Source organism: Nocardia bovistercoris (assembly GCF_015674855.1).
GTDB lineage: Bacteria > Actinomycetota > Actinomycetes > Mycobacteriales > Mycobacteriaceae > Nocardia > Nocardia bovistercoris.
The window spans coordinates 222,040-235,300 of record NZ_JADMLG010000004.1 but is presented as its reverse complement, the minus strand read 5'-3'; the positions used below and the strand labels follow the sequence as shown (position 1 = coordinate 235,300).

Below are 13,261 nucleotides of genomic sequence, written 5' to 3'. Positions count from 1 at the left end.
CGGCGACAACTGCCACGTGCGGCAAATGACACACAGTAAGGTTGCCGGGGTGTCGGACAAATTTGTGGTGTGGATGGATTGCGAGATGACCGGGCTTCGCCTCGACAGCGACAAACTGATCGAGGTGGCCGCGCTCGTCACCGACAGTGATCTCAATATCCTGGGTGACGGCGTGGATATCGTGATCCACGCCGATGACGAGGCGTTGGCCGCCATGCCCGCGGTGGTCACCGAGATGCACGCGCGCTCCGGACTCACCGAAGAGGTGCGCCGCTCCACGGTCACGCTGGCCGAGGCCGAGGAGCAGGTCCTCGACTACATCCGCCAATTCGCGCCGACGCCGGGAACCGTTCCGTTGGCGGGTAATTCGATCGCCACCGACCGCGGGTTCATCGCCAGGGACATGCCTGCCCTCGACGGTCATCTGCACTACCGCATGATCGATGTGAGTTCGATCAAGGAACTGTGTCGCCGCTGGTATCCGCGCATCTATTTCGGACAGCCGGAAAAGGGGCTGACCCATCGCGCGCTGGCCGATATCAAGGAATCCATCCGCGAACTCGAGTACTACCGACGCACCGCGTTCGTGACGGCGCCGGGCCCGTCTACCACCGAGATCGCCGCCGTGGCGACCGAACTGAGCGGCGCGAACGCGCAGAACAGCGCCGCGCGGAGCGCCGATTAGGGCACGGAGGGGGTGACAGGCTAGTATCGAGCGCGCCGGTGTTGTTGCGGCGATGGTGAGTGTAGTTCAGTTGGTAGAGCACCAGGTTGTGATCCTGGCTGTCGCGGGTTCGAGTCCCGTCACTCACCCTCAGAGGCCCAGGTCGCGGGAGTATCCCGGACCTGGGCCTCACTTGTCGTTCGAACCTTCAGCGAGTTTTCGTGGCGATCGGTAGGGGTCTCATCGCACTTCCCGTGCGCTCCATCTTGTCGACCGTCATCATCCACCCCCAGCCCGACTGTGCTGTGAAACGCATCTTGTCCTGATTGCGGTACAGATGGCCTGGCACCTCGTAGACTGCGATCACCGTGGCGAAGGCGTGTCGCCCGGACCACACCGGTCGAACAGAAAGACATCGAGTTCGTGATGCGTTCCGCGGCCATCGCCGCTTTCGTCGGAGCTTCCCTGCTCACCCCGACCACCGCCCTCGCGGCCACCGCGAGCCCCGTCGTCGACTCCGGCTCGGCAGCGAGCACCGGCTTCTGGACGGGCTCCGCGGGCGGCGCGACCACCACCGGGTCCGGCGAGTCCGGCTCGGCGGGCGGCCTGGAACGGCTCCTGTTCGGCGGGCCGCTGTTGTGCGCGGCGATCGGCAGCGCGTTGAACGCCAACCTCACCTGCCCGGGCACAGCGGGCCCCAACATCCCCTGACCTCGCCGACGACAAAGGCTCCCCGCGTCTTACGCGAGGAGCCTTTCGTCTGTTCGGGTCAGCGAGCGTCCGCGTTGCCCGCCTTCCATTCCGCCCACGGGATATTCCAGTCGCCGAGGCCGTCGACACCGGACAGCGTGCCGCCCACCGTGTTCTTCACGATGGTGATGTCACCGCGCTTGGCGTTCTGGAACACCCACTGCGCGTTCGCCGGACTCAGATTCAGGCAGCCGTGGCTGGTGTTGCTGTACCCCTGCGCCCCCACCGACCACGGGGCCGAATGGAAGAAGATGCCACTGTAGGAGAGGCGCGTCGCGAAATCCACCGGGGTCTTGTAGCCGTCCGGGGAGTTCACCGCCACACCGTAGGTCGAGGAGTCCATGATGATCTTCTCGTGCTTGTCGGCCACGATGTAGATGCCGTTGTCGGTGGGCGTGTTGCTCTTGCCCATCGAGGTCGGCATCGTCTTGATGACCTGACCGTTCTGCTCGACGACCACCTGCTTGGTGTTGTCGTCGGCGGTGAAGATCGTGGCGTCGCCGATCGTGAAGAACGAATGCAGGTTGTCCTGGCCGTAGAGACCGTTGCCGAGATCCTTGCCGTAGACGTTCACATCGATGGTGACCTTGGTGCCCGACTTCCAGAAATTCTCCGGCCGCCACCGCACCTCACGGTTGTTCACCCAGTAGAACGCGCCTTCCACCGGCGGATCGGTGGTGATCTTGATCGCGTCCTGGGCGGCTTTACGGTTGGGGATGTTCTCGTCGAACTGCACCGCGACCGGCTGGCCGATGCCGACCACTTCCCCCTCACCCGGAATCAGGTACGGGTGCGTCTGGTTGCCCGGCGAGCTCGTGGTGAACCGCAGCGCGGTTGAGTTCGCGCCGCCGAGTCCGATCGCGTCGGCGGTCAGGGTGTAGGTCTTGCCGTAACCGAGCAGTTCGGCGGTCTCCCACGTGCGACCGTCCTGCGCCAGCTTCCCCGAAATCGGACGGTTCTCCGCGTTGAGCATCCGCACGTTCGTGAACTGGCCGTCCTCGACCTGGAACGTCATCGGCATACCGGGCGAGACGCCCATATCGCCGTCCTTGACCGGGGACAACAGCTTGGGCTTGATCAATTCGGTGATCGGGTTGCGGTCGATCGGCACGGCCGCCGCGGCGGTACTCTCCGTCGCCGACGAACAGGCCGAAAGCCCGAATGCGAGCACCGCGAGCAGTGCCACCGGTCCGAGAAGCTTGTGCATCGACCGACGATGTCTGCCTCGACCAACGCTCATATTCAACCCCGTTTCAAGTCACGACGCCTCCAACGCGAGACGCCGATGGCTTCGGATCCAACCGAAAATGCGCTCAACCCACCGCGCCGGCGGGACCGGTCGAGACCACGTCCATCATTCTGCCGGCCCTCGAGCACCCGATCCAATGCAAGACCGGCCGCCCACACAGGCTCCATCGGATAGATCACCCCGGTGGCGGCCGGTGTTAACACCCGAGCGGCCCGATGTGAACATCGCCGCACACCCGCGCACCACCGCCCTCATCAGGCGATTTCACTTCTGCACCCTCCGCCTGTTACTGTTTGTCCCGCACCGGAACACGGTGCGACGCGCCATTAGCTCAATTGGCAGAGCAGCTGACTCTTAATCAGCGGGTTCGGGGTTCGAGTCCCTGATGGCGCACTCAAAATACCAGGTCAGAGCCGGTTTCAGGGTTGTATCAACTCGCCTACACCGGACCTTTACCAAAGCTATACCAGGGTTCATCGCCAAGCGTCGCCGCCAACCGCGCGCAATCCTTTCCCAGATCCAGGACCGCCGACAAGTCCGGCATTACCAACGCCTCTGCCTGTGGTCCGAACAACGTTGAGGGGCAACGCTTCCGCTACGCTTGTGCTGATCGCCTGCCCGGGGGCAGGGCGAGGAGGGTCCGTTCGGATGAGTCCGGAAATTCATGACCGCGACGAGCGCAGTCACATCGATCGCGCCGTCGGTGAATCGCGACCAGATGTGGCGGTCGCGGACCTCATCGCGCGGCTTGCCCGCTTTACCGATATCAGCGGCAACGCCGAACGGGTTGAAATCGAAGCGACATTCGGAGAGGACCGCCTCGATGACTGAACCAGGCATCGCGGTCGCCGCCACGCCGGTGTTGCCCACCGAGCCCCCGTTGGAGGTCGAGCACGGTTTCGATGCCCAGCCATTGAGGTCCGCCGCTGTCCGTCGGTCCACCTCAAGCGCCTGACCCGCGGAGCGATACGCGTACGCAGGAGCCCGATAAGCCCGCCTCCTGAGGCAAATGTTTCGCATAGGTCACAGCGACCTTGCAGCTGATCCGATGAGCACGGAACGATCGCACATCCATAACAGGTCGGTGACCTAATGACCCCACCTGTCACAATCCGGACAGCAAATCCGACGCATTCACCCTCGAATCGCTGCTGTCACGGAAAAATTTGTGTGACCTACGCCACAAGATGTTTAGCAGCAAACCTCCTGCATACATCCATGATTTCGCGGACGGCCAGGGCTTTCCAAGATCACCAACACCTCGGGTTCGCAATTCGTTAACCTTGTGTTCATCTTCCGTGACCATTCTGCAATCAGGTCGCGAACAGACCTGAGGTTTGGTTGGACCGAGGAGTTACCTACTCGTACTCGGAAAGACGACCGAAGTCCGCAAGGACGACCACCGGTCGCCGAGTATATCCGGCAAACGGATTCTCGATCTTCCGCCTGACGTCCACCGCACGCGTGGAGGAGTTCCGCATCGAGCGGAACGGATGCGCACAGCGCACGCAGGCACCGCCGTTTCCATCGGCGCGGTGTCCGGGGACCTACCCGTGTCCCCCACAACCACATCCGACAAAAGCACATCTGCTCGCACGGTGTGCGCCCACCCGGCGCCCGCCTCGGATTCGCGCTGCCTCGTAAGCGAATTCGTCCGGAAACTCGAAGAAGGAATACCGCAATGCTAGAACGACGCCTATCCCGCATTCGTCGCACCACCCTGCGCGAAGGGTTCACCTTCGCCGTGGCAGCGGCCGGAATCGTGGCCGTGGCGGCATCGTCGGCCGCGTCGATGGCCGATGACAGCGTCTCCACTCGCATTGCCATCGTCGCCGACGAGCAGCCGGTGGCCGCGCAGGCCGTGGCCGCGCCGCAGGCCGAGGCGCTTCCCGCGCCGCCCGCTCCCGAGCCCGCGCCCGTCGCCGAGCCGGTTCCCGCCCCCATGCCCGCACCGGCCCCGCCCGCCCCGGTCTACGCGGACAACCTCGACGGTTGGATCCGTCAGGCGCTCGACATCATGGCCGACAAGGGCATCCCGGGCACCTATCAGGGCATCCACCGCAACATCATGCGCGAGTCCACCGGTAATCCCCAGGCCATCAACCTCTGGGACTCCAATGCCGCCGCGGGCATCCCGTCCAAGGGCCTGCTCCAGGTGATCGACCCCACTTTCGCCGCATACCATGTCGACGGCACTCCGTTCGACGTCTGGAACCCGGTCTCCAACATCGTGGCCGCGTGCAACTACGCCGCCCACCGCTACGGCTCGATGGACAACGTCAACTCCGCGTACTGAGTCCGACCGCACGAGCCCCCGCGCCATCGACCGATCGGCGACGGGGGCTCGCGGCGTACGATGCCGGACGTGGCCGATTACGCGCACACCGACGCGTCGGTCAGCCGCCGCGCCGAGAAGGCCCGCCGTTTGGCCGCTTACCTGTGGGACCGCGATATCAGCGGCCCGGAACTGCTCGGCTTATCCGCGGCGACTCGGCGCAAACTGGCTCGCGCGGCGGGCGCCAACCCGCCGAGCACCGAAGAGACGTGGTCGGCGGTGGCGGAACTGCTCGCGGCGAAGCTGGCGTGGTCGGCACGCAATCCCGGACATCCGGCCGCGCGCCGTCCGCACGCCGAGGAGAAGATCCTCTGGGTGAAGCCTCCGGTCACACCGTGGACGTCGTGACCTGCTCGGCCTGCGGGATCACCCGGTCGGCGAGGGAGCGCAGCGCGGTCGCCTCCGCTTCGGTCATCGGCTCGATGAACAGCGCGCGCACCAGTTCGACGTGATTGGGCGCGGCGCGTTCGATGGCTTCGCGCCCGGACGGGGTGAGCTGGATCAGCACGCCCCTGGCGTCGTCGACGGCCTGGCTGCGGTCGACGAGGCCGCGAGCGGCCATGCGCGCCAAGTGTTTCGACAGTCTGCTTTTCTCCCAGCAGACCTCGGCGGCGAGGTCCTTGGCGCGCAGGCGGTCCTCGGGCGCGGCCGAAAGCGCCACCAGCAGTTCGTAATCGGCGAGGGACAGGCCGTCGCGCGCCAGTCCGGCGGTGATCGCCGCGTCCATCCGCTGGCGCAGCCGCACGTATGCCTGCCAGGTCCGCTGCTCGTCATCGCTCAACCACTGCACCACGGGAATGATCCTAACCGTCAATTAGTTGACATGGACACCAACACGCTCCCAGGAGGTGCGCATGCCCGCCGTCACCGTCTCCGATACCACGATCCTGCCTCGCCTGCCGCGACCAGCACGCACCGAGGCCGAACGACCGGTCACAAAAGTGGTCACCGCGCACCGGCAACTCGAAGGCGCGGGCTTCGAGGTGCGCAGACCCTTTCCCAGCGCCGACCTGCGCTCGGCCGACCCGTTCATCCTGCTCGACCAGATGGGTCCGGTCGCCTATGAACCGCACGAAGCCAAGGGCGCGCCGTGGCATCCGCACCGCGGCTTCGAAACCGTCACCTACATGCTCGACGGCGCGATGGTCCACCACGACTCGCACGGCGGCGGCGGAACCATCCGCGAGGGCGACACCCAGTGGATGACAGCGGGGTCGGGCATCCTGCACGACGAGGTGCCGCCGGAAGATCTGGTCGTCACCGGCGGGCTGTTCCACGGCATCCAGCTGTGGGTGAACCTGCCGCGCGCGTTGAAGATGGCCGCGCCGCGCTACCAGGATCTGGACGCCTCGCGACTCACCTTGGCGAGTTCGCACGACGGCAGCGCGCTCGTTCGGGTGATCGCGGGCGAGATCGGCGGCCTGCGCGGCCCCGGCTCGACCTACACGCCGATCGCCTACGCGCACGCCTCGATCACTCCGGGCGGCAGGCTGGAAGTGCCGTGGCCGCAACACTTTACAGCAATGGCATACGTTTTATCCGGTGCCGGAACCGCCGGTCCGCAGCACCGTCGGATCGCCGAAGGACAGCTCGCCGTCTTCGGCCACGGGGCCGCTATCAGCCTCACAGCAGACAAGGAGCAACAATCATCGACCGGCGCTATGGAAGTTCTGCTGCTCGGTGGCCAACCCATCCGTGAGCCGGTGGCACAGTACGGTCCCTTCGTGATGAACACCCGCGACGAGATCATCCAGGCCGTGGAAGACTTCCAAGCCGGACGAATGGGCAACATTCCAGCGGAACACCTCGGGGGCACTCCGATCGGTGAATGAGACCCGCGCGCGGGCGAGTCGGTCATTCCGAATCACACTGCGCGCGGTTGACAACGGGCAAACGTGTCACGAAGGTGGATGCGGCGTCGCCCGACAAGACGCCAATTCCACCGCGCAGACATAGAGGATTACATGAACGTTCGACGGCTCACCGTCAGTGCCGCCGCCGCAGGTCTGGCCCTTTTCGCGGCCCCGGTCGCGATGGCCGCACCCACCGGTTCGGCGGGTACCGGCTCCTCGGCGATCGACACCGGCGTGGCCGCCACCGGATCGGCCGGTCTCACCCAGACCGGTTCCGCCGGAGGCGCCTTCAACAACTGTGACGACGCCAGGGCCGCGGGTCGCGCACCCCTGTTCCGCGGCGAGCCCGGGTACGGGCCGCACCTGGATCCCGACGGCGACGGATTCGCCTGCCCGACGGTCTGATACCACCGAAACGAAGGCACCCGGTGCGGCCACTGGCCACACCGGGTGCCTTTTTGCACCAGCACCGCCCGAAACAGCACCGCTCGAACCGGCGCCGTTCGAACCCGCTCAGCGGAAAAGCTTGAGCAACACCAGTCCGACGACCACCGCACCCGCGCCGATCAGGCTGTACTTCACCTTCGGCTCGTTGAGCTTGGCCAGGACCAGGTGTTTGGTGTCGTCCGCGATCCGCTGCGGATCGGCACGTGTCGCGAGCTCGTCGAGTGTGCCCGCGAGGCGGGTACGGGCCTCCTCGATGTCCCGCTCGATCCGCTCGGTATCCCTTGCCACGTAAATGTCCTCCTGTCGGATTGGCGGGCCGCCGGGCGCGGACCGGGCGCTGACCCGCGTCCTCCGCGCACACCGGGGCTCGCGCACGAGTGTATCCGTCCGCGCGATACGCACCGCTCGGGTCGTGGCCAACGCCGAATGTCGGTCGGTTCGATTACCGTGCATGGCGTGACCGACAACCAACGACTCTCCCCCGGAGACACCGCCCCCGCGTTCACACTGCCCGACGCCGACGGCAAGGAGGTCTCGCTCGCCGACTACCGCGGCCGCAAGGTGATCGTGTACTTCTACCCCGCCGCGAGCACCCCCGGCTGCACCAAACAGGCCTGCGACTTCCGCGACAGCCTGGCCGAACTCGACGGCGCGGGCATCGACGTGGTCGGCATCTCCCCCGACAAACCCGCGAAGCTGGCCAAGTTCCGCGACGCCGAACAGCTCACCTTCCCACTGCTGTCGGACCCGGAACGCAAGGTACTCACCGCCTGGGGCGCGTTCGGCGAGAAGACCATGTACGGCAAAACCGTCACCGGCGTCATCCGCTCCACCTTCCTCGTCGACGAACAGGGGAAGATCGAGGTCGCGCAATACAACGTGCGCGCCACCGGTCACGTGGCGAAGCTGCGTCGCGAGCTGTCGGTTTAGTCGCGTCGAGGATCGAGTAGTCGACGATTCGGATCGGGCCTGAGCAGCATCTGTTCACACATATGGTCGCTCGAGAGACTATATGTGCGGATGGGCGAGACGACCGCGGTACCGGCAGCCGAGGTTCTCGAAGCATGCCTCGGTTCGGTTCAGCGGCGGGTGCGGATGAAGTGTTCGTAGCCGTCGAGCAGGCGGTCGAGGCCGAATTCGAAATCGGCTCGGTGCCAATCTATTTCGTCTTCGGAAGGGTGTTCGGTGGCGAAGGCGGCGATCACGTTGGGGTAGCGGGCGGGATCGACGAGTTGGCTCATCACGTCGGCGAAATCGTCGTCGTCGACGGAGTCGGTCAGCATGCCGCGCGCTATTCGCATGCGTCCGATCACGTAGAACGACAGGTTGAGGACCAATTGCAGACGTAGGGGCTGCGCTATCTCGGTGGCGGCGATCCTGCTCAGGCCCGCTTCCAGCCAGGCCATGTTGTTCGGTCCCATGGGTGGGCCGATGAGCGGGATCTCCAGCCACCACGGATGGCGTTCGATGGCGAGGTATTCCGCGACGGCCCACTGGCGCAGGCCCTCTCGCCAAGTGGCGCCGGGCTCGATGTCGGGGGGTTCGCCGATGACCCAGTCCAGGAGTAGATCGATCAAGGTCTGTTTGCTGTCGACGTATCGGTAGAGCGACATGGCGGTGAAACCGAGTTGCCGGGCGACCCGGTTCATCGACAGCGCCTGATATCCCTCGGCGTCGGCCACCTCGACGGCCGCGTCGAGTATCCGAGCCAGGGTGAGTCCGCGTTTGGGGCCGCGCCCGCCCGGCTCCTCGAGCCCCCACAGCAGCGCCAGGGACTTGGGCACCACCGCCCGCTCGGATTCCGCGGGCCTCCCGGCGACCACGGCCTGGACGCTCGCCGCCTGTTCGGACTTCGCCATGGCGTTCCCGACTCCTCTCCGTAGCCCGCGTTCCTCCCATTCTCGCGGGTCGCCCCCGCCGCACCGCATCTCGGCGTCTCCTCTTGCGCCGAGGAACTGTTTATCATATAAACTCAGTTTATAGTCTAAACAGTTTCGAGGAGTGCTCATGCCACCCGAACCGCAGCCCGCCCTCACCACGCGCGGCCTCACCAAATCCTTCGGTGACCAGCCGGTACTCACCGGCATCGACCTGTCGGTGCGCGCGGGCACCGTCTTCGCCCTGCTCGGGCCCAACGGCGCGGGCAAGACCACCCTGGTCCGCATACTCGCCACGCTCAGCAAGCCCGACGGCGGCGAGGTGCGGGTGTTCGGCCACGATCTACGGCGCGAACCGGCCGCGGTGCGCGCTCGTATCGGCGTCACGGGGCAGTATTCGGCCGTCGACGATGTGCTCACCGGCGTCGAGAACCTGCGGCTCACCGGCAGGCTGCTGCATCTGGATCGCGAGGTGATCGCCGCGCGCGGCGCCGAACTGCTCGAGCGCTTCGACCTCGTCGATGTCGCGGACAGACGCGCGGGCACCTACTCCGGCGGGTTGCGCCGCCGCCTCGACCTGGCAATGAGCCTGATGGGCAGCCCGGATCTGATCTTCCTGGACGAACCGACCACCGGACTCGACCCGCGCAGCCGCCGCGACCTGTGGCGGGTGATCCAGCGGCTCACCGCCGACGGGGTCACGGTCTTCCTCACCACCCAATACCTGGAGGAGGCCGATCAGCTCGCCGATCGCGTCGCCCTGCTCGACCACGGCGCCATCGTCGCCGAAGGCACCCCGGAGGAACTCAAACAGCGCGCGCCGGGCGGGCACATCCGGCTGCGATTCGGTGACCAGCGGGTACTCGCCGCCGCCGCGCGAGCGCTCGAAGGACGCGCCGCGGTCACCGATGTCGACCAGCTCACCGTGCAGGTGCCCTCCGACGGGAACGCGGGCGATGTCAAACGCCTGCTCGATCACTTCGAGGACCTCGACATCACCGTGGAACAACTGACGGTGCACATCCCCGACCTCGACGACGTCTTCTTCGCACTCACCGGCCACCCCACCCAGCCCGCGCCGGTCGCCTGACCGCCCGAACGATCGAGAACCCGCGATGACAACCCTGTCCCCCGCCCGCCGGACCGTGCGCGCCGCGCAGGACGCCGCCACCATGCTCGACCGCAATATTCGCCACACGCTGCGCAGCCCGGACACCATGATCATGACGATCGCGCTGCCGGTGATGATCCTGCTGATGTTCGTCTACGTCTTCGGCGGCGCGATGAACGTCGGCCCCGGCGCCTACATCGACTACGTGGTGCCAGGCATCATCCTGCTGTGCGCGGGTTTCGGCGCCGCGACCACGGCGGTGAGCCTGTCCACCGACCTGACCGACGGCATCGTCGACCGGTTCCGCGCCATGGACATCGCCCGCTCGGCGGTGCTCACCGGCCACGTCGTGGAGAGCCTGATCCGCAATATGATCACCACCTGCCTGGTGATCGGCGTCGCGGTCGCGCTCGGATTCCGTCCGACGGCCGATCCGGCGCGCTGGCTCGGCGCGCTCGCGATCATCGCGATCTTCGTGCTCGCGCTGTCCTGGCTCGCGGCGGCGCTCGGGCTGCTGGCCCGAAATCCGGAGGCCGCCAACGGATTCACCTTCGCCTTCATGTTCCTGCCCTATGTCAGCAGCGCTTTCGTGCCGACCGAATCGATGCCGACCTGGCTGCACCGATTCGCCGAGAACCAACCCGTCACACCCGTCATCGAAACCGTGCGCGGTCTGCTGATGGGCACCCCGATCGGTGACAGCGCGATCACCGCGATCATGTGGTGCGCCGGTATAGCGCTCGCCGGCTATCTGGCTGCGGGCGCGCTGTTCGCACGGCGCACCGCGGACTGACCGAACGCGAAAAGTCCGGCCGGACGCAGGTGTCGGGCCGGGCGCGAGAATCGAACCGTGGACCATATCGAATGGATGCATCTCGATCCGGTGGCGCAACCGAGAGTCCGCCTGCACCCAGCGTCGGGCCGCACGCCGGAGTCGGCCATGACGCCCGAGTCCACACGCACGCGAGAGTCCGTCACCATGCACAAGTGGCCAGGACGCGAGAGTCCACACGCACGCAAAGGACCGCACGCACGCGAGAGTCCGGTAGCCGCATGGACTACCGGACTCTCGTGCATCACCTGTTCAGTGGTCTCGACGCGCCCATAATCCGGACACCTCAGCGAATTCGTCCGTGCTTCCCCGGCGCATCCCCGAGCGAATACGACCGATTCGAATCTCCGACAACCACCGGATCCCCGAACTCACACCGCCGCAGCGTGCCGACCCGCGGCGTGGCGACCCGACGCAGTGTGTATGGCGGTGCGCTGTTCGAGCGTCGACTGCTCGGACCGCGCGGGCGCCTGGTCGACCCCTCCGGGCGCGGGCGAGGTCGGAGCAGGCACCGCCGCGTCCGGCGCGGGCGGATCGGTGACCGTCTGATCCGCGGTGAACTGTTCGGACGCCCACTGCATGAGCAGCCGGAAATGGTTGTCCCACCAGTGCTGGGCCTCGGGGGTGAACGCGGCGGGCGGCGGGGTCTCGCCGGGGAACAGCATTGAACCGTCGGGCGCGCCGACCTTGGTCGATTCCGGAACGCCCGCGCCCGGCAGCAGCGCGGCGGGCACTTCCTCGGCGCCGCGGGTCGGCGTCGACTGGTCCAGCGGCAGCGCATGCGCACCGCGCGGTGCGAAACGCGGCGTGGAGACGCCGGTGTCGATGGTGCTCGGCGTGAAATCGCCGAAACGCGGTTCGGGGGTGAGTACGACCGGAGCGCGACCCGCGTCGAATCCAGGCAGCGGCGCGGTGGCCGGCTTGCGTGCCGCGGTGTCCTCGGCGGGGCGGCGCACATCGGTGATCGGATGCGTCTCGACGACGGCGGCGGTGTCGGTGGTGGTCATCGAGTCGATGGTGTAGACGCCGCCCGCGATCATGCCGCAGGCCAGCACACCGGCGGCGGCCAGCAGCGCGGCGGTGCCCCGCCCGTAGCGCATGGGCTCCTCGGACGAATCGATGGTGTCTTCCATGCCGGGCACATCCGACATCGCCGACATGGCGGCGCCCGCGGCGGGCGCGGCGATCGCGATCGGGCACGGCAGCACCGGCGCGCCGAATCCGGCCAGCGCCTCGCGCACCACCTCGCCGTCGGCGGCGGAACCGATCAGGACCACCGCGTCCGGTTTGGCCGCGGCAGCCTCGAGCTGATCCCAGGCCGCCGTCACCGCGATGGCCAGCGAATCCGTGGTCGCGACACCCGATTGCGAGGTCGCGGCGAGCACCCGGCTGCGGTTGCGATCCACCAGCGTGAAGGACTGGTAGCCGGGCACGATCTCGCAGATGAGCAGGTGGTCGTAGCGGTCGAGCCTGCTCATCATGCCCGCGAGGCTCAGGTGCGCGGATTTCGTCGACACCATCGAGGTGGAATGCCACGGCCCCGAGGCCAACCGGGTGACGATGGCGCGGCGTTCGGCGGCGTCGCGGTAGACCACGGCGGTGCCCGCGATCCACTGGCGCGGACCGATTTCGGCGGCGACCTCGTCCATCGCGGCCTCCACCGCGGCGGCGACGTCGGCTTTCGAGTCGCCGCGCGGGCGAGCGACGCGGTGCATGAGCACGCGCTCCGGTAGCTGTTCGCCGGAGTCGGCCAGCACCACCGCGTGTACAGCGCCGCGTTCGGTCGAGACGCCGAGAGTGACCACAGATCGAGCTACCACAGATATGCCTTCCGTGTGCGACGTAGAGGACGCCATCGGTCGGTGTCCTTGCCCAGCTCGAGGACAGGTGAAACCCCGAGACCCTTCGCTTTCGACCCCGCCTGCGCGGGATGCCCCGTGCCACGCGCGCGCGGGATGCGAATCCACGCACGCTCGGTTGTGTGTTCGACACCAGGACGGTTACGGATGGGTCGGGAAATGTGACAGATCCGAACGGGCTTGGCAAGTGCGCGTGTCCTGTGCGTGTCGGTACCGCTAGCCTGAATGGGTGGATGTGCACACGGAGGCCAGGGCGAAGCGGCACCTGGACCCCGCGTTGGAGC

15 protein-coding genes and 2 tRNA genes are annotated in these 13,261 nt (G+C 66.7%); 12 read left to right on the top strand and 5 right to left on the bottom strand.

Annotated features, from left to right (window positions below):
• Positions 1–49: 49 nt before the first annotated feature.
• From orn to IT779_RS12155, 3 genes are all read left to right on the top strand, one after another.
• The gene (orn, locus tag IT779_RS12165) at positions 50–685 is read left to right on the top strand and encodes an oligoribonuclease (RefSeq protein ID WP_196149373.1); all 636 of its coding nucleotides are present in this window, start codon (positions 50–52) and stop codon (positions 683–685) included.
• Positions 686–740: 55 nt separating this feature from the next.
• A tRNA-His gene (locus IT779_RS12160) sits at positions 741–813 on the top strand.
• 277 nt (positions 814–1,090) lie between these two features.
• Positions 1,091–1,375 (top strand): hypothetical protein, encoded by a 285-nt coding sequence (locus IT779_RS12155; RefSeq protein WP_196149372.1) that lies wholly within the window; start codon positions 1,091–1,093, stop codon positions 1,373–1,375.
• Positions 1,376–1,433: 58 nt separating this feature from the next.
• Here the strand turns inward: IT779_RS12155 and IT779_RS12150 are convergent, their stop codons facing one another.
• On the bottom strand, positions 1,434–2,654 hold the full coding sequence (locus IT779_RS12150; RefSeq protein WP_196149371.1) for a L,D-transpeptidase: 1,221 nt from the start codon (positions 2,652–2,654) through the stop codon (positions 1,434–1,436).
• Positions 2,655–2,983: 329 nt separating this feature from the next.
• Here IT779_RS12150 and IT779_RS12145 point away from each other — a divergent pair.
• The 4 genes from IT779_RS12145 to IT779_RS12130 all read left to right on the top strand — a co-directional run bounded on the left by IT779_RS12145 (position 2,984) and on the right by IT779_RS12130 (position 5,346).
• Positions 2,984–3,056 (top strand) — tRNA-Lys (locus IT779_RS12145).
• Positions 3,057–3,311: 255 nt separating this feature from the next.
• Complete coding sequence (locus IT779_RS12140) at positions 3,312–3,494, top strand: hypothetical protein (RefSeq protein ID WP_196149370.1); 183 nt, start codon at positions 3,312–3,314, stop codon at positions 3,492–3,494.
• Positions 3,495–4,344: 850 nt separating this feature from the next.
• Positions 4,345–4,959, top strand: coding sequence for a transglycosylase SLT domain-containing protein (locus tag IT779_RS12135; protein ID WP_196149369.1), 615 nt, complete (start codon positions 4,345–4,347; stop codon positions 4,957–4,959).
• A 60-nt stretch (positions 4,960–5,019) separates the two neighbouring features.
• Positions 5,020–5,346 (top strand): hypothetical protein, encoded by a 327-nt coding sequence (locus tag IT779_RS12130; protein WP_196149368.1) that lies wholly within the window; start codon positions 5,020–5,022, stop codon positions 5,344–5,346.
• Here the strand turns inward: IT779_RS12130 and IT779_RS12125 are convergent.
• A complete protein-coding gene (locus IT779_RS12125) occupies positions 5,327–5,791 on the bottom strand; it encodes a MarR family winged helix-turn-helix transcriptional regulator (protein WP_332838762.1) in 465 nt (154 codons plus the stop codon). The genes IT779_RS12130 and IT779_RS12125 overlap by 20 nt on opposite strands.
• 61 nt (positions 5,792–5,852) lie before the next feature.
• On the opposite strand from IT779_RS12125, the gene IT779_RS12120 reads away from it, so the two are divergent.
• Both IT779_RS12120 and IT779_RS12115 read left to right on the top strand, forming a co-directional pair.
• Entirely contained in the window at positions 5,853–6,830 is a 978-nt protein-coding gene (locus tag IT779_RS12120) for a pirin family protein (protein WP_196149367.1), read from the top strand.
• Between the two features lie 132 nt (positions 6,831–6,962).
• Entirely contained in the window at positions 6,963–7,256 is a 294-nt protein-coding gene (locus tag IT779_RS12115) for an excalibur calcium-binding domain-containing protein (RefSeq protein WP_196149366.1), read from the top strand.
• 108 nt (positions 7,257–7,364) lie between these two features.
• On the opposite strand, the gene IT779_RS37690 is transcribed toward IT779_RS12115, so the two are convergent.
• Positions 7,365–7,586 carry a DUF3618 domain-containing protein gene (locus tag IT779_RS37690; RefSeq protein WP_196149365.1) on the bottom strand — a complete coding sequence of 74 codons (222 nt, stop codon included), beginning with the start codon at positions 7,584–7,586 and terminating at the stop codon, positions 7,365–7,367.
• Positions 7,587–7,754: 168 nt separating this feature from the next.
• On the opposite strand from IT779_RS37690, the gene bcp reads away from it, so the two are divergent.
• A complete protein-coding gene (gene bcp, locus IT779_RS12105) occupies positions 7,755–8,228 on the top strand; it encodes a thioredoxin-dependent thiol peroxidase (RefSeq protein WP_196149364.1) in 474 nt (157 codons plus the stop codon).
• A gap of 149 nt (positions 8,229–8,377) precedes the next feature.
• On the opposite strand, the gene IT779_RS12100 is transcribed toward bcp, so the two are convergent.
• A complete protein-coding gene (locus IT779_RS12100; RefSeq protein WP_196149363.1) occupies positions 8,378–9,157 on the bottom strand; it encodes a TetR/AcrR family transcriptional regulator in 780 nt (259 codons plus the stop codon).
• A 148-nt stretch (positions 9,158–9,305) separates the two neighbouring features.
• Here IT779_RS12100 and IT779_RS12095 point away from each other — a divergent pair, with 148 nt between their 5' ends.
• Both IT779_RS12095 and IT779_RS12090 read left to right on the top strand, forming a co-directional pair.
• Positions 9,306–10,265: an ATP-binding cassette domain-containing protein gene (locus IT779_RS12095; protein ID WP_196149362.1), complete on the top strand. Its 960-nt coding sequence runs from the start codon at positions 9,306–9,308 to the stop codon at positions 10,263–10,265.
• Between the two features lie 25 nt (positions 10,266–10,290).
• Positions 10,291–11,079, top strand: a complete 789-nt coding sequence (locus IT779_RS12090; protein WP_196149361.1) for an ABC transporter permease — start codon at positions 10,291–10,293, stop codon at positions 11,077–11,079.
• A 410-nt stretch (positions 11,080–11,489) separates the two neighbouring features.
• Here IT779_RS12090 and IT779_RS12085 read toward each other — a convergent pair whose 3' ends face one another.
• Positions 11,490–12,938, bottom strand: coding sequence for a hypothetical protein (locus IT779_RS12085; RefSeq protein WP_196149360.1), 1,449 nt, complete (start codon positions 12,936–12,938; stop codon positions 11,490–11,492).
• Between the last annotated feature and the right edge of the window lie 323 nt (positions 12,939–13,261).

Excerpts from the sequence above, each read along its gene's own strand:
- IT779_RS12155 (WP_196149372.1), top strand. The coding sequence starts at position 1,091 with ATGCGTTCCGCGGCCATCGCCGCTTTCGTCGGAGCTTCCCTGCTCACC.
- IT779_RS12095 (WP_196149362.1), top strand. The coding sequence starts at position 9,306 with ATGCCACCCGAACCGCAGCCCGCCCTCACCACGCGCGGCCTCACCAAA.
- IT779_RS12120 (WP_196149367.1), top strand. The coding sequence starts at position 5,853 with ATGCCCGCCGTCACCGTCTCCGATACCACGATCCTGCCTCGCCTGCCG.
- IT779_RS12090 (WP_196149361.1), top strand. The coding sequence starts at position 10,291 with ATGACAACCCTGTCCCCCGCCCGCCGGACCGTGCGCGCCGCGCAGGAC.
- IT779_RS12135 (WP_196149369.1), top strand. The coding sequence starts at position 4,345 with ATGCTAGAACGACGCCTATCCCGCATTCGTCGCACCACCCTGCGCGAA.
- IT779_RS12140 (WP_196149370.1), top strand. The coding sequence starts at position 3,312 with ATGAGTCCGGAAATTCATGACCGCGACGAGCGCAGTCACATCGATCGC.
- IT779_RS12150 (WP_196149371.1), bottom strand. The coding sequence starts at position 2,654 with ATGAGCGTTGGTCGAGGCAGACATCGTCGGTCGATGCACAAGCTTCTC.
- IT779_RS12130 (WP_196149368.1), top strand. The coding sequence starts at position 5,020 with ATGCCGGACGTGGCCGATTACGCGCACACCGACGCGTCGGTCAGCCGC.
- IT779_RS12100 (WP_196149363.1), bottom strand. The coding sequence starts at position 9,157 with ATGGCGAAGTCCGAACAGGCGGCGAGCGTCCAGGCCGTGGTCGCCGGG.
- IT779_RS12115 (WP_196149366.1), top strand. The coding sequence starts at position 6,963 with ATGAACGTTCGACGGCTCACCGTCAGTGCCGCCGCCGCAGGTCTGGCC.